This window comes from Phycisphaerae bacterium (genome assembly GCA_018003015.1).
GTDB lineage: Bacteria > Planctomycetota > Phycisphaerae > UBA1845 > PWPN01 > JAGNEZ01.
On record JAGNEZ010000006.1, the window covers coordinates 142,128 to 160,843 of the forward strand.

At 63.1% G+C, this 18,716-nt stretch carries 13 protein-coding genes; 11 read left to right on the forward strand and 2 right to left on the reverse strand.

From position 1 onward, the window contains the following. Positions 1-10 precede the first annotated feature (10 nt). The 10 genes from rplK (at position 11) to rsgA (ending at position 15,835) form a co-directional block, all read left to right on the forward strand. Positions 11-439, forward strand: coding sequence for a 50S ribosomal protein L11 (rplK, locus tag KA354_04645; protein ID MBP7933918.1), 429 nt, complete (start codon positions 11-13; stop codon positions 437-439). A gap of 81 nt (positions 440-520) precedes the next feature. Continuing rightward, positions 521-1,246: a 50S ribosomal protein L1 gene (locus KA354_04650; GenBank protein ID MBP7933919.1), complete on the forward strand. Its 726-nt coding sequence runs from the start codon at positions 521-523 to the stop codon at positions 1,244-1,246. Positions 1,247-1,273: 27 nt separating this feature from the next. Next, complete coding sequence (locus KA354_04655; protein ID MBP7933920.1) at positions 1,274-1,819, forward strand: 50S ribosomal protein L10; 546 nt, start codon at positions 1,274-1,276, stop codon at positions 1,817-1,819. 197 nt (positions 1,820-2,016) lie between these two features. Continuing rightward, positions 2,017-2,430 (forward strand): 50S ribosomal protein L7/L12, encoded by a 414-nt coding sequence (rplL, locus tag KA354_04660; GenBank protein MBP7933921.1) that lies wholly within the window; start codon positions 2,017-2,019, stop codon positions 2,428-2,430. A 276-nt stretch (positions 2,431-2,706) separates the two neighbouring features. Continuing rightward, positions 2,707-6,492 carry a DNA-directed RNA polymerase subunit beta gene (gene rpoB / locus KA354_04665; GenBank protein MBP7933922.1) on the forward strand — a complete coding sequence of 1,262 codons (3,786 nt, stop codon included), beginning with the start codon at positions 2,707-2,709 and terminating at the stop codon, positions 6,490-6,492. 69 nt (positions 6,493-6,561) lie between these two features. Continuing rightward, complete coding sequence (rpoC, locus tag KA354_04670) at positions 6,562-10,968, forward strand: DNA-directed RNA polymerase subunit beta' (GenBank protein MBP7933923.1); 4,407 nt, start codon at positions 6,562-6,564, stop codon at positions 10,966-10,968. 79 nt (positions 10,969-11,047) lie between these two features. Then, entirely contained in the window at positions 11,048-11,437 is a 390-nt protein-coding gene (gene rpsL / locus KA354_04675; protein MBP7933924.1) for a 30S ribosomal protein S12, read from the forward strand. A 1,067-nt stretch (positions 11,438-12,504) separates the two neighbouring features. Further along, the gene (locus tag KA354_04680) at positions 12,505-13,977 is read left to right on the forward strand and encodes a B12-binding domain-containing radical SAM protein (protein MBP7933925.1); all 1,473 of its coding nucleotides are present in this window, start codon (positions 12,505-12,507) and stop codon (positions 13,975-13,977) included. A gap of 74 nt (positions 13,978-14,051) precedes the next feature. Further along, complete coding sequence (locus tag KA354_04685; GenBank protein ID MBP7933926.1) at positions 14,052-14,669, forward strand: DUF1080 domain-containing protein; 618 nt, start codon at positions 14,052-14,054, stop codon at positions 14,667-14,669. A 14-nt stretch (positions 14,670-14,683) separates the two neighbouring features. After that, positions 14,684-15,835 carry a ribosome small subunit-dependent GTPase A gene (rsgA, locus tag KA354_04690; protein MBP7933927.1) on the forward strand — a complete coding sequence of 384 codons (1,152 nt, stop codon included), beginning with the start codon at positions 14,684-14,686 and terminating at the stop codon, positions 15,833-15,835. A 29-nt stretch (positions 15,836-15,864) separates the two neighbouring features. Here the strand turns inward: rsgA and KA354_04695 are convergent, their stop codons facing one another. Further along, positions 15,865-16,596: a cyclase family protein gene (locus KA354_04695; protein MBP7933928.1), complete on the reverse strand. Its 732-nt coding sequence runs from the start codon at positions 16,594-16,596 to the stop codon at positions 15,865-15,867. A 59-nt stretch (positions 16,597-16,655) separates the two neighbouring features. Next, positions 16,656-17,321, reverse strand: a complete 666-nt coding sequence (locus KA354_04700; GenBank protein ID MBP7933929.1) for a hypothetical protein — start codon at positions 17,319-17,321, stop codon at positions 16,656-16,658. A gap of 129 nt (positions 17,322-17,450) precedes the next feature. On the opposite strand from KA354_04700, the gene KA354_04705 reads away from it, so the two are divergent. After that, positions 17,451-18,608, forward strand: coding sequence for a DUF1080 domain-containing protein (locus tag KA354_04705; GenBank protein ID MBP7933930.1), 1,158 nt, complete (start codon positions 17,451-17,453; stop codon positions 18,606-18,608). Positions 18,609-18,716: the final 108 nt, after the last annotated feature.

An 18,716-nucleotide genomic window follows, 5' to 3' on the forward strand; every position in this document is an offset into this window, starting at 1 on the left:
TACTTGAGCCGTGGCAAAAGAGATCGTAACCGTCATCAAACTGCAGGCCCCCGGCGGGCAGGCGACCCCGGCCCCGCCGATCGGTCCAGCCTTGGGCCAGCATGGCGTCAACATCGGGCAGTTCGTCCAGCAATTCAACGCCCAGACCAGTTCCTTGGGTGGCATGACCGTCCCGGTCGAGATCACCGTCTACAAGGACAAGACCTTCAGCTTCATCGTCAAAAGCCCCCCGGCGGCGGTTCTGCTTCGCGAGGCGGCCGGCATCGCCAAGGGCAGCGGTGTGCCGAACAAGGAGAAAGTCGGCAAGGTGACCTGGTCGCAGATCCGGACGATCAGCGAACGCAAGAAGAAGGACCTCAACGCATTTGACCCCGCCCATGCCGATCGCATCATCGCCGGTACCGCCCGGTCGATGGGCATCGAAGTGGTGGAGGGTTAGTGCCGTAGCGACGTGGGAGAGGCGGCTGCGATCTGACCACGGATCGGCCGCCCGTGCGAATGGTTTCAGTGGGAGGCAGACATGCCGCATTCGAGCGTGGTGTACAAAGAGCAGGTGGCCAAGCTCGGGGATCGCAACGTCAAGCGATCGATCCCCGATGCCGTTAAGCTCCTCAAAGAGATGGCCGCGGTCAAGGTCAAGAAGAACTACAAGGGAGCCCGCACCCGGAAGGGTTTCGACCAGACCATCGAGCTGGTCATGTGGCTGGGCATCGATCCCAAGCAGGCCGACCAGATGGTCCGCGGGTCGATCTCGCTGCCCAAGGGTATCGGCAAGACCAAAAAGGTCATTGCCTTCTGTCCCGATGAGCTGGCCAATGACGCCAAGGCTGCAGGAGCGATCGAGGCCGGGGCCGACGACCTGATCAAGAAGGTCAGCGATGGATGGGCCGACTTCGACGTGGCCGTCGCCCACCCCGCCGTGATGGGCAAGGTCGGCAAGTTGGGCCGCGTGCTCGGCCCGCAGGGCAAGATGCCCTCGCCGAAGTCCGGCACCGTGACGCCCGATATCGTCCAGGCAGTCAGGGAATATGGAGCTGGCAAACTCGAGTACCGCAACGACGCCGGCGGCAATGTCCACGCCATTGTGGGTAAGGCGAGCTTCAGCCCCGAGGATCTGGTGGCCAACATCGAGCGGTTCGTCGATCACATCCGCAAGACGAAACCCCCGGCGGCCAAGGGCCAGTTCATCAAGCGGGTGTGTGTCTCGGGAACCATGACCCCGTCGGTGGCGTTGGACATCAGTTGAGACCTCTGGACAAGGTGTGAATAAGCGATGAGTAAACCAATCAAAGACCTGATGACCCAGGAATACCGTCACCGGTATGGGAACCTGGACGGGGCGTGCATCGTGAGCGTGATCGGCCTCGATGCCATCGCGACCAACAAGCTCCGAGGCGAACTGCGCGCTAAGAACCTGCGCCTGCAGGTGGTCAAGAACAGTCTGGCCAAGCGAGCCTTCGGCGATACCGCCCTGGCGCCGATCAATGCCGCCCTCAAGGGCCCGTGTGCCCTGGTCACCGGCGGCGAATCCGTGATCGACGCGGCCAAAGCCCTGGTCGGCCTCAAGAAGAACTATCCCAAAATGGAACTGCTGGTCGGCGTTCTCGACGGCGACAGCGAACTCGTCGGCGTCGAACAACTCGCCATCATGAAGAGTCGAACGGAGACCCTGGCGGATCTGGCCGGCCTGATTCGGAGCCCTGGCGGCCGGCTGGCTGGTTGCCTGCTGGGAGGTGGTCGCATCGCCGGCTGCCTCAAGGCCCTGATCGAGAAGGCGGAGAAGGCTGCACCCGCCGAAGCCGCGCCTTCAGAGAACTGATCGGGCTTTCGGCAAAGCTGGTGGGTTCGGAGCCTGGTTGTGCCTCCGAGGGTTTGGGTCCTGGATGTGGACGACAAGGTAGCGGTCGACGACCGCCGCAGATTGGTCCGGTGCACCGGATTAAATAGGCGTCAGTGGGACGCCACCTATCAGGCGGGCTTGTTCGTATCGCCTGGAAATACGAGGAGTTAGGTACAATGTCGGATGCCCCCGCAAAAACGTTCAGCGCCGAGACGAAGGACCTGGCGGCGAAGCTGGTTGGTTTGACACTCAAGCAGGCCCAAGAACTGGTGGACTGCCTGAAGCAAGATCATGGCATCGAGCCCGCAGGCGGCGGGGCGGTGATGATGGCTCCCGCAGCGGCGGGCGGCGGAGCGGCCGCAGCCCCCGCCGAGGAGAAGACCTCCTTCGACGTGATCCTCAAGAGCGGCGGCGAGAAGAAGATCAACGTGATCAAGGTTGTTCGTGCGGCCACCAACCTCGGCTTGAAGGAAGCCAAGGATCTGGTCGAGGGCGCCCCGAAGACGGTCAAGGAAGGCTTGCCCAAGGACGAGGCCGAGAAGCTGAGGAAGGAGCTCGAAGAGGCTGGAGCCGCCGTTGAGATCAAGTGAGTACCCTAACGCGAATCCGGCCGCGAGGTGACCCCTCGCGGTCCGGACCGCGACATTCGTCTCCGTCGCCCGGAAGGGCGGCGGGCAGGAGTTCAAACTCCTGCGACTGGGCTTGGGAGACCGAGCCTGCTCGCACGAGCTTGAACCGTCCCTCCTCCCGCGGAGCGTGATCGGCTGGCGCGTCGGCCCAACGGAGGCCGGCGGCAGGACCACCAGTCGAACAGATGGCTCCGCGTCGGATTCCGTCCTGATGGTGACCCTCGCAGGAAAGGAACCATGGGTATGCTGAACTTGAAGCATGTTCGGAGTTTCGGTCGCTTGGGCGACTCCCTCCCCATCCCTCCCCTGACGGAAATCCAGACGCAGTCCTACGCGCGGTTTCTTCAGGCAGAGGTGGAGCCCGGCAAACGCAAAGCCGAAGGGCTCGAGGCGCTGTTGCGGGAAGTGTTTCCGATCGAGAGCTATGACGGAAACATGTCACTCCAGTACGTTTCTTATGAGTTGGGCAAACCACGATATACCCCCGACGAGTGCCGCCAACTCCGTTTGACCTACGGCATGCCGTTCCGGGTACGGGTCCGCCTCACCCGGAAGAACACCGACGTCATGACCGAAGACGCCATCTACCTGGGCGAAATCCCCATTATGATGGGCGGTGGTGAGTTCATCATCAACGGCGCGGAGCGGGTCATCGTCAACCAGCTTCACCGCTCACCGGGCGTGGACTTCGTCAAGGTCCAGGCCGAGGGCGACCGAGCCCTGCACGCCTGCCGCATCATCCCCGAACGCGGGAGCTGGATCGAGATCGTGGTCACCAAGCGCGACCTGCTGGCCGTTCGCATCGACCAGTCTGCGAAGATCCCCGCGACCACGCTGTTGCGGGCCATGGACGACAAGTACGGCTCCAACGAGGCCATCGTCAAGGCGTTCTATGGCGACAAGATCCGCAATGCTCGCCCCGCTTCGCTCAAGCCGGAGATGTACGTGGTGAGCGACATCGTGGACGACGAGTCCGGCGATGTGCTGGTCAAGGGCGGCTGCCAGATTGGCGACGCGATCGGGCGCATTCAGAAGATGGGTCTCAAAAGCGTGGCGGTCATCGAGAACGTCTCCGATCCGCTGGTCCTGAACACCATGGCCGAAGACGGCTGCAGCGACTACGAAGGCGCGTTGCTCCGGGTCTACGCGAAGCTCCGGCCGGGCAACCCCCCGCAGAAGGAGAAGGCCGAGAAGCTGCTCCACGAAAAATTCTTCGACGAGAACCGCTATCGCCTCGGGCGGGTCGGCCGATTCCGTCTCAACCGCAAGTTCAACCAGGACGTCGCCGAGACAGAGATGACTTTGCGGGTCGAGGATTTCGTCAACTCGCTGAAGTACCTGCTGCTGCTGCGGAGCGGCGAGGCATCCTACGAGGTCGATGACATCGACCACCTGGGCAACCGCCGCCTTCGGACCATCGACGAGCTGGCTGCCGACGAGATGCGCAAGGGATTCCTCAAGCTCCGCCGCACGGTCCAGGAGCGCATGAGCCTCAAGGACCCCGAGACCATCGAGAAAATCGCCGAGCTGGTGAACTCGAAGAGCATCTCGTCAAGCATCGAGTTCTTCTTCGGCCGGGGCGAACTGTCCCAGGTTGTGGACCAGACCAACCCGCTCAGCCAGCTCACCCACGAGCGGCGTCTGAGTGCGTTGGGCCCGGGTGGTCTGAACCGAAAGCGAGCGGGATTTGAAGTCCGCGACGTACATATCAGCCACTACGGCCGGATTTGCCCGATCGAGACGCCGGAAGGCACGAACATCGGTCTCATCGCTTCACTGAGCATCTACAGCACCATCGACGAGTACGGCTTCCTGGTCACCCCTTACCGCAAGGTCAGCCGGGGCAAGGTCAACGGCGAGACGGCCATGCTCCGGGCCGACGAAGAGATGATGACCGTGTTGGCCCCGCCGGAGGTGGCTGATCCCCAGACCGGAAAGCTCCACGATGGCGCGTCGCTCGCCCGGATCAAGGGCGACTTGGCCATGGCCGACGCCAAGCAGATCGAGTACGTGGATATCTCCCCGAAGCAGACCGTGGGCGTGTCCGCCTCGCTCATCCCGTTTCTCGAGCACGACGATGCCAACCGTGCCCTGATGGGTTCGAACATGCAACGCCAGGCGGTGCCCCTGCTGCGTGCCGAGCCGCCAATCGTGGCGACCGGCATGGAGAAGGAGGTTCCGCTGAACAGCGGCATGGTGATCCGGACCCGCAAGGGCGGCACCGTAACCGCAGTGGATGCCAAGCGGATCGAGATCGACGGGACCGAGGAGTATGTGCTCCGCAAGTTCCAGGGTCTCAACGAGCGCACTTGCCTGAACCAGAAGCCGCTGGCCAAGCTCGGCCAGAAGGTCGAGAAGGGCCAGATCATCGCTGACGGGCCGGCCTGCAAGAACGGCGAGCTGGCCCTGGGACGGAACGTACTCGTCGGCTTCATGACCTACGACGGGTACAACTTCGAAGACGCCATCCTGATTAGCGAACGGCTGCTCAAGGACGACGTGTTCACCAGCATCCACATCGACGAGTATGACATCGAGATCCGAGAGACCAAGCTGGGCCGCGAGGAGTTCACCCGGGATATCCCCAACGTCTCCGAGCGGGCCCTGGCCAACCTGGACGAGAACGGCATCGTCCGGATCGGCACCCGCGTCGGACCAGGCGACATCCTGGTCGGCAAGGTGAGCCCCAAGAGTAAGAGTGAACTGTCGCCCGAGGAGAAACTCCTGCACGCGATCTTCGGCCGGGCGGGCGAGGACGTGAAAAACGACTCCCTCGAACTGCCCGCCGGCGAGGAAGGGGTAGTCATCGACACCAAGTGGTTCAGCCGTCGGACCCACCTGACCGACGAGCAGAAGAAGCAGCTGCAGAAACAGATGCGCGACTATCGCAAGGTTCAGGACGACAAGGTGGTGGACATCTTCCGCAAGATGTGCGCCGAGGTCGAGCGATCCACCGGCCAGGTGATGGTCGACCCCGCCACCAAGCAGAAGGTCGGCCACTCGGAATCCAACGAGGTCATCATGGAGCAGGTGGACAGCTTCACCACCCAGATGGCCGGTGGCGACGTCAAGTGGCTCAAGTCGGCGTCTGCCAGGGCCGAGGCCCAGAAGATCATCGATCGCTACTGGCCGCGCGTCCTGGAGATCATCGAGGAGCGCGACCGCAAGCTCGCTCAGATGAAGCGCGGCGATGAGCTGCCGTCCGGCGTGCTCGAGATGGTCAAGGTCTACGTGGCCACCAAGCGGCACCTGGGCGTCGGGGACAAGATGGCCGGTCGCCACGGTAACAAGGGCGTGATCGCCCGCATCCTCCCCGAGGAGGACATGCCCTTCCTCGAGGACGGCATCCCGGTGGATATCCTCCTGAATCCGCTGGGCGTGCCTTCGCGTATGAACGTCGGCCAGATCCTCGAGACCCATCTGGGCTGGGCGGCCGCGATCCTCGGTTTCCAGGCCGTGACCCCGGTGTTCGACGGGGCCAAGGAGAAGGAAATCCTCGAGAGCGTCAAGGAAGCCAATCAGCGGGTCAGGGAACGCCGCGAGCAGAAAGAGGCCATCCAGAAGGCCGGCGACACCCGCGAAGTGATGGTCGAAATGCCTCGCGATCACAAGGTCCGGCTCTATGACGGCCGCACCGGCGAGCCGTTCGATCGCCCGGTCACGGTGGGCCTGATCTACATGATGAAACTGCACCACTTGGTGGATGACAAGATCCACGCCCGCTCCACGGGCCCGTACTCGCTGATCACCCAGCAGCCGCTGGGCGGCAAGGCTCGCACGGGCGGCCAGCGCTTCGGCGAGATGGAAGTCTGGGGTCTGGAAGCCTACGGCGCCGCCTACGTGCTCCAGGAACTGCTGACCGTCAAGAGCGACGACGTTGAAGGTCGTACCAAGATCTACGAGTCGATGGTCAAGGGTACCAATACGCTCGAAGCGGGTACACCCGTGTCGTTCGACGTGCTCTGCAACGAGATCAAAGGGCTGGGCATGAATATCCAGCTCGAGAAGAAACACCTGATCTGACGGTTCATTCAGCGAAGCGGCGTGTGAGCGGACAAAACGGTTCTTGTTGAGACAAAGGACCCTCAAGCCATGGCAGATAACGTTTACGATCGAATCAACGACTACGGCAGTGTCAAGATCTCGCTGGCGTCGCCCAATGACATCCGGAGCTGGTCGTTCGGCGAGGTCAAGAAGCCGGAGACCATCAACTACCGAACCTACCGGCCGGAGAAGGATGGGTTGTTCTGCGAGCGGATCTTCGGGCCGGAGCGCGACTGGGAATGCGCCTGCGGCAAGTACAAGGGCACCAAGCACAAAGGCATCATCTGCGATCGCTGCGGCGTCAAGGTCACCCACTCGCGCGTGCGGCGCAAGCGGATGGGGCACATCAACCTGGCCGCCCCCGTCGTCCACATTTGGTTCTTCAAGGCCATGCCCAGCCGTCTGGGCGCCTTGCTGGACATGAAGACCAGCGATCTGGAGAAGGTGATCTACTTCCAGGACTATATGGTCGTCGATCCGCTGGATTCGCCGCTCAAGCCTCGCCAACTGCTCAAGGAGGAGGAGTACCGGGCGGCCCGCGAGAAGTACGGCGATCACGGGTTCGTCGCCGAGACCGGCGCCGAGGCGGTCAAACACCTGCTCCAGCACCTCGATCTGGCCAAGACCGCCGAGGAACTGCGCGAGGAGCTGGCCCATACCAACAGCAAGCAGCGGATCAAGGATCTCAGCAAACGGCTGAAGATCGTTGAGAACCTCCGCAAGAGCGGCAACGATCCCGAGTGGATGGTCATGGAGGTCATCCCGGTCATTCCGCCGGACCTCCGCCCCCTCGTCCTCCTGGAGAGCGGAAACTTCGCCACCAGCGACCTCAACGACCTCTACCGCCGGATCATCAACCGCAACAACCGGCTTAAGAAACTGGTCGATCTCAACGCTCCGGAAGTCATCATCCGCAACGAGAAGCGAATGCTCCAGCAGGCGGTCGACGCCCTGTTCGACAACGGCCGGTGCCGACGGGCTGTCCTGGGCAGCAGCAACCGCCCGCTGAAGTCGCTGACCGACATGATCAAGGGCAAGCAGGGGCGGTTCCGCGAGAACCTGCTCGGCAAACGCGTGGACTACTCCGCTCGGTCGGTCATCGTGGTCGGGCCGGAGCTCAAGCTCCACCAGTGCGGTCTGCCCAAGAAGATCGCTCTCGAACTGTATCAGCCATTCATCATCCGCAAGCTCAAGGACCGCGGCTTGGCCGATACCATCAAGAGCGCCAAGAAGATGCTCGAGCGCCGCGACCAGGACATCTGGGATATCCTCGAGGAAGTCATCATCAACCACCCGGTACTGCTCAACCGTGCACCGACCCTCCACCGAATGGGTATCCAGGCGTTCGAGCCGACCCTGGTCGAAGGAAACGCCATCCGCATTCACCCTCTGGTCTGCAAGGGCTTCAACGCCGACTTCGACGGCGATCAGATGGCCGTCCACCTGCCCCTGTCGATCGAGGCCCAGGCGGAGGCCCACGTGCTGATGCTGTCCACCAACAACATCTTCAGCCCGGCCAACGGCAGCCCCATCATGTCCCCGTCCCAGGATATCGTGATGGGGATCTTCTACCTGACACTGGATTACAGCGCTGGCAAAGAAGACCCCCGGCGCAAGCCGCGGTTCTTCAGCACGGCCCATGAGGCCATGATGGCCTATGATCAGCGCAAGATCGGCATCCATGAGAAGATCTTGTGCCGTGTCGACCGCAAGCAGTCGATCACCGCGCAGACCGCCGGAGCCCAGCCCGTGCCGTCCAATGGCATCGTCGAAACCACCGTCGGCCGGCTGATCTTCAACGACATCCTGCCGGCGGCCATGCCAATGTACAACTACCCGCTCAGCCAGAAGGGCTGCGGCCGGGTCATCGCCGACTGCTACCACCAGCTCGGCCGGTCCGCGACCATCGATCTGCTTGACCAGATCAAGAACATCGGCTTCCGCTGGAGCACCCTGGCGGGCCTGTCCATCGGCATCCACGACCTCCGGGTGCCCGCGGCCAAGGGCAAAATCATCGCCGCCGCCCAGAAGATCGTCGACCGTACCGAGCGGGAGTTCAAGCAGGGCTCCATCACCCAGCTCGAGCGACACAACAAGCTGGTCGACGTATGGGTCCACGCCCGCGAGCAGGTCACCAAGGAAATGATGAAGGAGCTGAAGCACGACCGCCGCGACGAGCAGGGAAGCTACATCCTGGAGAACGTCGAGGGCGGCACCTGCTACCTGAACCCGATCTTCCTCATGACCGACTCGGGCGCTCGCGGCTCGGTGGACCAGATCCGCCAGCTGGCCGGCATGCGCGCCCTCATGGCCAAGCCGTCAGGCGAGATCATCGAGACGCCGATCAAGTCCAATTTCCGCGAGGGCCTGACGGTGCTCGAGTACTTCAGCTCGACGCACGGGGCCCGTAAGGGCTTGGCCGATACCGCGCTCAAGACCGCCGACTCCGGCTACCTGACCCGCAAGCTCGCCGACGTCGGTCAGAACGTCATCGTCAACCATCTGGACTGCAGCACGATCAACGGCGTCACCAAGGGTGCGATCTACAAGGGCGAGGAGATCGCCGTTCCGCTCCGCGAGAGCATCGTTGGCCGCTGCGCCCGCGACGCGATCCGCAATCCGATCACCGACCGACTGATCGTCGACGAGAACGAGATCATCACTCGCGAGATTGCCACCCAAATCGAGAAGCTCGGCCTCGACACCATCCGCGTGCGCAGCCCACTCACCTGCGAGAGCCCGCGAGGCGTCTGCGCTCGCTGCTACGGCGTGGACCTCTCCACGAATGTCCTGGTCGAAGAAGGCCTGGCAGTCGGCATCATCGCCGCTCAGTCGATCGGCGAGCCCGGTACTCAGCTCACCATGCGTACGTTCCACACCGGTGGCGTGGCCACCCGTGCGGTCGTCGAGAGCGAGATCCGCAACGCCCAGGCCGGCCGGATCAGCTTCGCCGAGCTGTTTGCGGTCGAAGTGCCTTCCAAGGAGCCGGGCGGTGCCTCGCGCATCGTTGCTCTCAAACGCAACGGCGAGATCATCGTGCTGGACGCCAAGAACCGGGAACTCGAGCGCTACAAAGTGCCTTATGGCGCCGAGATCCTCGTGCGTGACGGCCAGGAAGTCGCCGCCCGCACCCAGTTGGCGACCTGGGATCCGCACCTCACTCCCACCCTGGCCGAGAAGGCCGGTCTGGTCCGCTTCAGCGATATCACCGAGGGAGAGACCGTTCGCATGGAGCAGGAGCGGGAAGGGGCCAAGTACGTGGTCATCGAGCACAAGGGAGAGAAGCACCCGCAGATCGTGATCGAGGACCGCGAGGGCAACGTGCTCGACTACCACTACCTGCCCGCCAAAGCCCGTATCGAGGTCAAGGAGGGCGATTCCATTGTCCCGGGTATGCTGCTCGCCCGGCAGCCGCGGGCGATGGGCGGCACCCAGGACATCACCGGTGGTCTGCCCCGGGTCACCGAGATCTTCGAAGCCCGCAAGCCCAAAGAGCCCGCGGTGATGGCCGAGATCTCCGGTGTGGTCGAGATCCATGCCGACAAGCGCCGCGGTAAGATGACCATCGTCATTAAGAGCGACGGCGGGATGACCAAGGAACACCATGTCCCCCAAGACAAGATGCTCCTGGTGCACGGCTCGGACCGCGTCGAGGCCGGCGACCCGCTGGTCGACGGCCCGCTCGTCCCCCACGACATCCTGCGGATCAAGGGCGAGGAGGCCCTCTATGTCTACCTGCTCAACGAGGTGCAGGCCGTCTACCGCAGCCAGAACGTGACCATCAACGATAAGCACATCGAGATCATCCTCCGCCAGATGCTCCGGAAGGTGAAGATCGAGTCGCCGGGCGACACGAACTTCCTGCCCAGCGAAGTCGTCGACAAGTTCCGGTTCCGAGCCGAGAACGACCGGATCGAGAACAGTATCAAGATCAAGGACCCGGGCGACAGCGGCCTGGCCGCCGGTACGGTCGTCACCCGCGAAGACTTCGATGCGGCCGTCGCCAAGTGCGAGGAGGCCGCCGGAACGCCGCCAACCAAGGACCGAAAACCTCGCCGGGCGACGGCGACCACCCTCCTCCTGGGGATCACCAAGGCGTCACTGGGTAGCGAGTCGTTCATCTCCGCGGCCTCCTTCCAGGAAACCACCAAGGTGCTGACCGAGGCCGCAATCAGCGGAGCGACCGATACCCTGCTGGGTCTGAAGGAAAACGTCATCCTGGGCCACCTGATCCCGGCAGGAACGGCTTTCAAGAAACACTTGAACTTGCGCGTGAAGCACCTGGCCGAGCCCATTCCCGAGAAGGAACTGGCCCCGGCCGAGGCCCACGCCATGATGGCCGAGGCCACCGCCGCCGCCGCCGACTTGGCGTCCGGTACCTTGGCCGCAACCCCAGTCAACGTGCCGGTGACGGCCGCCGAGGGACAAGCACCCCAGAGCGGTTCGCAGGAGTAGTATTCGACCCGAGTTTCGGGTATCCTAGCCAGGCTGTGCCGGACGGATGTACCGGCAGCGCATGAAAACGAGGAAACGAATGCCGACCATCAATCAGCTTGTTCGAGTGGGTCGCGAGAAGCAGGCCCGCAAGTCCAAGGTTCGTGATCTGGAGCAGAGCCCCCAGAAGCGGGGCGTGTGTCTGCTCGTCAAGACCCAGACGCCTAAGAAACCAAACTCGGCCCTCCGCAAAGTGGCCCGTGTTCGTTTGACCAACGGCAAGGAAGTCACTGCGTATATCCCGGGCATCGACCACAACCTCCAGGAGCACTCCATTGTACTTGTGCGGGGAGGTCGTGTCCGCGATCTTCCCGGCGTCCGCTACCACATCATCCGCGGTACGTTGGATTGCGCCGGCGTGGGCGGAGACAAGGAGAACCGGCCCCGGAATCGCAGCCGCAGCAAGTACGGCGTGAAGCGCCGCAAATGATCTTCCTGCGAGCCGCCGGGCATCTGCGGCTTCACTGATCGTCCACACCGGCCCTTGGCCGGCAACGAGCAGAGCAAAAGGCCGTGGCCTCGCAGAAGGCTACGGCCCTTTGTGTTTCTTGACCGGCAGACCCAAGGCGGTCCCCGCATGGCTGCCGTGGTCAGGGGGTGATCTCCCGATGACGATGCCCGGATTTTTTCTGGATCGGCTTGGCACTCTCGGCCGATTGAAGCGTATAATAGAAGTGACTACGGTGCTCGTTGGCCTGCTCCAGAGTCCGGGCGGCGATCCAAAGGCATCGCACCGGCGGAGAATGGTCCAACGCCGCATCAACCTTGATCAAGGGGCATCGGTGTCCTCGCCGGCATGCCTGGCGAGGCTGGACCAAGCCCGGCGACACGCGTCGAGTCTGGATGGCGACAGCCGGATGGCGGGTGACCCGGGATGCCTAGTCCAGAGAGGAGGTGACCCAGTGTCTTGTCGCATAGGTGAGCTGCCATAACGCAGCAGGGTACTGCTGCTTCTGGCAGCTACGCGAAAACTGTTTGTCGATAACAAAGACCCCGCGGCTGGTTCCCGGCCGCGGGGTCGTTTTGCGCACCAAGCATGTTTGGCAACTCGGAGGCGCGATTCGGGCTGAGTTGGTCGTCAAGTCCAGCGTCGCGTAGTTCATCACCCGACGGCCGAAACTCAAGGTCAATGAGGCCAAAAGTACGGCCCTGGGACCACAGATTCCTGGCGTTCAGCTTCACCAGAGAGCGGGAGCCCGAGCGGCGGATCGCGCCGATGGCTCGCCAGCAGTTCAAGGAGCGGATTCGAGACCCGTATGCATGGTGGTGTGACAGGGACAGCCCGCAAGGGCCTACCTGTGTCGATCGATTGACCCCCCCACGGCCACCCACTATGCTCTTCCCGGACAAACGGGGCTGGACGGGATGTCTCGGGCTGTCGCGCGGTCAGCCCTTCCTGGGTGCCGGAGACCAGCCCTGCTTCAGGCATGGACCCGGAGGTCGACATCAAGTTCCTTCGCGGCCAATGCCGCATCCCGTGTCTGGAGCTCGAACTTCATGCGTATTGCACTCATCAATCCCGTTGCCCGGCGTTGCCAGGGTTACCACACCATGGGAAGCAAGATCCCACAACTGGGTCTTCAGGTCCTGGCCCGGCTCGTCCCTGAGCCTCATACCGTCGATCTGATCGACGAAATCTTCGGCTTCGAAGCCACGGATCGCCGGATTCGCCGAGGTCAGTACGATCTGGTCGGGGTCACCAGCTACTCCAGCGGGGCCACGCGTGCCTACGAGATCGCCGCCCAGTGCCGCAACGAGGGAATCAAGACCATCATGGGCGGGCCCCATGCCTCGGCCGTCCCGGACGAGGCTGCCCGTTCTTTCGACTCCGTCGCGATCGGCGAATGTGACGACATCTGGCCCGCAATCATCGCCGATGCCGAGAAGGGAGCACTCAAAACCCGCTACATCGGCCACATCGTCGAGGTCAACCGGCCGGGCATCGGCCACGCGAGCCAACACCTCCAGCCGATCAACGGTCGCTACGACGTGGCCAGTATCCAGACATCCCGGGGCTGTCCCGTCGGCTGCGAGTACTGCAGCGTGACCAAGTTCAACGGGCCCGCGATCCGTCGCCGCCCGATCGAGGAGATTCTCGAGGAATGGAACGAGACCCCCCGCCGGTTCATCTTCGTCACCGACGACAACTTCTTCGGGGTCGGCCCCAAACACGCGGAGTGGGCCAAACAGCTGCTCGAGCAGATCATCCGCCGGGGCAAGAAGCGACTCTGGTTCAGCCAAACCACGATCAACATGGGCGAGGATGCCGAGGGCCTGCGTCTGGCTTACCGGGCCGGCTGCCGCGGAATGCTCATCGGATTCGAGACCTTCAACCCCGAATCACTCAAGGAGTTCCACAAGGGCATCAACCGCAATAACCTCCTGCGCTACAAGGAGTTGGTCGAGGGTTTCCATCGCGCTGGAATCTCGGTTTTTGGGGCTTTCATCATCGGCGCTGACCAGGACACCGAGGACACCGTGGCCGAGACCGCCGTCCAGTCCGTCAAGCTGGGCATTGATACCATCCAGATCACCAACCTGACACCGCTGCCTGGCACCAAGCTCTACGAGCGATGGATGTCGGAAGGCCGCATCTTCGCCACCCACTACCCCGAAGACTGGGAGCGCTACACCTTCGTCGAAACCGTCTATCATCCCAGGCGCATGACCGCCTCGCGCCTCGATGAGATGATCTACGAGTTGCGCCACGCCGCAGCCAATACCTCCTGGGTGTGGCTTCGCACTCTTAGGACTTGGTGGATGACGCGGAGCCTGACCAGTGCGCTGTTCATTCACGGCATGAACCGGGGCTGGAAGCGGATGGCCAGGATGCAGCTGCCCCGCGACGAGCAGCGATTCGGCTTCACCCCGCGGTCTAACGACCGCACCCGCAAACTCCGTGACGCCTTCCATCTGACTCTGTCCAAGTACCCAACCGCACTGCCGGCCCCGGAAGCGGCCACCGCCTGAGCCCTGGAATCGCCCGGCCTTCACGGGTATAGATAGCCGACGAGTACGCGTATCGGAGGTGACCTGTGGCCCGCATGGTGTACCCTCTCATCCTCCTTGCCGGGCTGGCCGCGGCCGGCTGCCAGACCGGCGCCCCCTTGTTCAACGGCCGCAACCTGGCCGGCTGGACCGAGATCGGCAGCACCGGCGCCTGGACCGCCGAACAGGGGAAGATCCTCAAGTGCAACGGAAAGACGAACAAGTACGCCTGGCTGAGCACCGATCGCAGGTACAGCGACTTCGTGCTCGATCTCGACTGGCGGGTTTCCGATAAGGCCAATTCCGGCATCTTTCTGCGCGTGCCTGATCGTGAAGGCCGTAGTTCAATGAAGGGCTTCGAGATTCAGATCCGCGACGACGCGGTGGATGAGGACCTGACCGACGCCAGCGGGTCCGTGTTCCGGCGGGTGCCCGCCCCGGCCAAGTACGCCAGACCAACCGGTCAATGGAACCACTTCCGGATCACGGTGCATGACCGGCATGTACGCGTCGAGCTGAACGGCCACGTGACCGTGGACACCGGTTTTGACAACGTCCAACCCAGGGCGAAGGACCCACCCATGTCGGCCGTGCCCAACCAGGGTTACATCGGGTTGCAGAACCACGGTACACCGGTCGAGTACCGCAACCTCCGGTTGCGCGAACTGGAATAGAGCCGCCAGCAGCCATGGGCAGAAAGCCGCCATCTCGTGGAGGAGGAGACAAGCGCCGGGTCGATTTCCGTCCCAACCGCCAGCGACCCGGGCGGCGCAAGCAATGGCATCCCCCGGCCGAACACGACACCCGTCACGATCAGGTCACACCGTTCAGCGAGAGCGTCCAGGCCCGGGGTGACCTGTCCCGAAAACGCACCATCATCGAGCAAGGCGGCGATGTCCCGGATGACTCGCTCGCCGAGGGCATCGCCGTCGCGGTCCGCGGGCAGTTCGTCGACGTGGACGATGGACAATGCGTCTGGCCATGCACGGTGCGACGCATCCTCCGCACCATGTCCATCCGCAACCGCCATCCAGTCGTGGCCGGCGACCGCGTCTGGTTCGCTGTCGTGGCCGACAGCCAGGGTCAACTCAAGGAGGGCGTCATCGTTCGGGTGGCCCCGCGCCGGACGTCGCTGACGCGCAGCGACGGCCGGAAAACACATGTCATCGCCGCGAATGTCGATCAGGCGCTCATCGTGAGCTCAATTCGCGAGCCGGTGCTGAAACCGCACCTGATCGACCGGTATCTGGTTGCCTGCCACGCGGGGAATCTCACGGCCATCATCTGTGTGAACAAGTGTGACCTGGACGCGGAGGGCGAAGCGAACGAGATTGTTGACCGCTATCGCCGTCTGGGATATGCCGCGGTCGCCACCAGCGCGGCCACAGGCCATGGGCTGCAGGAAATGCGTGCCCTTCTGGCGGGCAAGGCAACCCTCTTGGCTGGCCAGAGTGGCGTGGGCAAGAGTTCGTTGGTGAACGCGATTCAGCCAAGCCTCAATCTGCCCACGGCCGCCGTCTCCGCCACAACGGAGAAAGGTCGTCACACCACGACAACCGCTGTCTGGCTGAAACTCGATATCGGCGGGGCGGTCATCGATACGCCGGGTATCCGGGCCCTCGACGTGGCCATGATCCCGTTGAACGAGTTGGAGACCCACTTCGTCGAGTTTGTCGATCGCCTGCAGCACTGCCGTTTCCCCAACTGCGTGCATATCCACGAGGAGGGTTGCGCCATCCAAGAGGCCGTCGATGCGGGCGCGGTCGACCCGTCGCGCTATGACAGCTACGTTGAGCTGTTCTATGAGCTGAGCGAGACCCGCAAATCGCGCTACGAATGAGCAGACTACGTCCTCTCGGCGCGGTCTGCTCACTTGGGTCGCATGATCGCCCGGATAGGGCTTCCGTCGGCTCCGGCAATCTTCATCGGCAGGGCGATCAGTTCATATCTCCCGGCAGGAGCGGTGTCGAGGTCCAGCCCTTCGAGGAGGATGATACCGGCGCCGAGCAGAATACGGTGGACCGGGGCGTCCCCCGCGTCGAAGCGGTCAACCGACAGGTAGTCGACGCCCACCAGCGGGGTTCCGATCTCGACCAGTAGGCTGGCGGCGCCAGCGGTAAGGGCGAAGAACTGCCGGTCGAACGTGCTCTTGGACCAGAGCCGGCCGCTCGTCGTCCTCAACAACACACGGTCGCCCGGGGGGATCGACGCCCGGTGGATGTCCTCGGCGGTAACGTCGCGTTCCTGAGCTACATCCACCACGGTGGCGGGTCCGCACAGTCGTTCGAGCGGCAGGGTGGCGACGTCCATGCCGCCATCGATGTAATGCAGCGGTGCATCGACGTGGGTGCCGGCGTGGACGTTGGTGTGGATCTCGCTCAGATTGGCGGTGCTCGGGCCGGTGAGGGTCACAACTCGCCGGAGTTCAAACGCTAGATCGCCGGGCCAATGGACCATGCCCGGCCTCAGCGTGCGGGTAATGTCGATCCAGTTGCCCATGCAGTCACCGGGTTCATCCAGCGATACACGCGTGAATCGTCGCCGGCCCAAGCGGTGCCGAAAACCGTGCCCGGGAACCGGCACTTTTCGGTCCGTGGACACGTTCTCCGTCCGGGACGCTTCCCGGCCCTCGGTTCTCCTCCGCTGCGCTTCGCAGCGGGTCAATGCTCCGTGACGATTTGGACATCAGCTGGGCGCTCACGCGCCTCGAACCTGCGAAGGTACCAGTCGTCGCGGCGGGCGGTCAGGTGTCCGGTGATTCGGCTGCCGTCTTCGCAGGCCAGTTCAAGGCGCAGTTCGCGCACCGCCTCCGCCGCAGTCGACTCACCTCTCACTCCGATGGTTCCGCTGGTGACCAGGGCCAGGCCGGCATAGTCGCCGCGGGTCTGAATGAAGAAACCCCGTGCTGCATTCCTGCCACCCGCAACCGAGGGCTGGCTGCCGGGCGGGACATCCGCGGGCTTGGTATCGCCGCCGTTTTGCACGCCGGTGTCGGCTGGAGCCGTCACGGGGCAGAACGCCGGTTCGACTACACCAGCCGGAATCCGCAAGTAGAGGAGGAAGGTGGGGCGGCCGGTGCTGGCGCCGGGCAAAGGGAATTCAATCAGAACCCGATCCACTTGGCCCCCGGGCGACCAGTACGCTCGGTCGCTGTGCAGTTGGACGCTCTGCTGGCGGCCGGCGAGCTGAGGCTGTACCAGCTGCAGTTCCGCGGCCGGCCCGCAACCCGTCAGGGATGTGAGCCCGCCAGCGACCATGAGTGATAAAACGCGCAAACCAGCGGTCAGCCTGGCAAAAACCTCACGCATGACCGGGATTGTAAACACGCCGCCCTTCTTCGCCAATGCCGGGATTCGCCCTTGCTTGCCAGGCGGTCCTCGAGCCTGCACAATAGTCTTCCCGTTGAGGGTTCGGTTGCCGCAACCCCGGTGACTCTTTCTGGTTGGAGACAGACGATGAAGTGCATTCTGACGTTGCTTGGTGTGGTGTCCGGTTCACTGGTCCTGAACGTAGCCTCGGTTCTGGCCGCTCCGGCTGTGGGCCGATGGAACATCGTGATCGGTGACGGCCAACCGAGCGGATACTGCTGGATCGAGATTCTGGCCGACGGCGACAAGTTCAAGGCGAGCTTCCAGCCTGAGGCAGGTGGCTGCCACGAGATCGAGCCGCCCAAGGTCGAGGGCGACAAGGTCACGTTCAAGGCCGGCTGGACCTACACCGGCACGGTCAAAGGCAACACGATGACCGGCGAGCGAGTCAACGGCAATAACAGACAGAAGTTCTCCGCCAAACGATGGGTGCCCATGCTCAACGTCAAGGGCGATTGGAGCCTGAAAGTCGAAGGCTCAACCGAGATGAGGACCCTGACCCTCGGGGCGGAGAACGGCAAGATCAGCGGCAGCCTGACCGGCGACAAGAAAGACAAGATCTGGGATGTAAAGATGATCCGGGGTACGCTGACCTTCAAGGTCGCGGAGTCACTCTATCGGATGGTGGTCAAAGGCGACATCATGGAGGGCGAAGTGACCACGGACGGAAAAACCACTCGGCTGGTCGCCACCCGCACGCGCAAGTACGGCGATCCCATCGAGTTGTTCAACGGCAAAAACACCGACGGCTGGAAGCCGCTGGGCGATCCCAAGGACTTCAAGTGGGAAGTCAAGAAGGAAGGGAACGATTCGATCCTGTGGACCTCGGGAGGTGCCAACATCGTCAGCGAGCAGAAGTTCGGCGACTTCAAGCTCCACGTCGAGTTCCGCGTTCCGCAGCACGGCAACAGCGGCGTCTACCTCCGCGGCCGGTACGAGATCCAGGTGGCCGACAGTCAAGGCGGCCCACCCAGCGGCGGTGGCAGCGGAGCGATCTATGAACGCATCCTCCCCTCCAAGAACGTCTGCAAGGCGGCAGGTGAATGGCAGACCTACGACGTCACGCTCAGCGGCCAGTACGTGACTCTGGTCTTCAATGGGGAGAAAGTGATCGACAACGTCGAAATACCGGGAATGACCGGCGGGGCCATCGACAACAACGATCTCGAGCCCGGCCCAATCTACCTTCAGGGCGACCACGGCAAGATCGAGTACCGCAAGATCACGATCACCCCGGCCAAGTAGGTTCGAGCACGGTCCGGATCAGGATTCCACGGGGCAGGAAGACCCCCATTCCTGCCCCGTCTATCTGTGCGGATCGTAATGTGGCCGCCGCGCCCACAACCGCGATGA

Excerpts from the sequence above, each read along its gene's own strand:
- KA354_04650 (MBP7933919.1), top strand. The coding sequence starts at position 521 with ATGCCGCATTCGAGCGTGGTGTACAAAGAGCAGGTGGCCAAGCTCGGG.
- KA354_04655 (MBP7933920.1), top strand. The coding sequence starts at position 1,274 with ATGAGTAAACCAATCAAAGACCTGATGACCCAGGAATACCGTCACCGG.
- rplL (MBP7933921.1), top strand. The coding sequence starts at position 2,017 with ATGTCGGATGCCCCCGCAAAAACGTTCAGCGCCGAGACGAAGGACCTG.
- rpoB (MBP7933922.1), top strand. The coding sequence starts at position 2,707 with ATGGGTATGCTGAACTTGAAGCATGTTCGGAGTTTCGGTCGCTTGGGC.
- rpoC (MBP7933923.1), top strand. The coding sequence starts at position 6,562 with ATGGCAGATAACGTTTACGATCGAATCAACGACTACGGCAGTGTCAAG.
- rpsL (MBP7933924.1), top strand. The coding sequence starts at position 11,048 with ATGCCGACCATCAATCAGCTTGTTCGAGTGGGTCGCGAGAAGCAGGCC.
- KA354_04680 (MBP7933925.1), top strand. The coding sequence starts at position 12,505 with ATGCGTATTGCACTCATCAATCCCGTTGCCCGGCGTTGCCAGGGTTAC.
- KA354_04685 (MBP7933926.1), top strand. The coding sequence starts at position 14,052 with ATGGTGTACCCTCTCATCCTCCTTGCCGGGCTGGCCGCGGCCGGCTGC.
- rsgA (MBP7933927.1), top strand. The coding sequence starts at position 14,684 with ATGGGCAGAAAGCCGCCATCTCGTGGAGGAGGAGACAAGCGCCGGGTC.
- KA354_04705 (MBP7933930.1), top strand. The coding sequence starts at position 17,451 with ATGAAGTGCATTCTGACGTTGCTTGGTGTGGTGTCCGGTTCACTGGTC.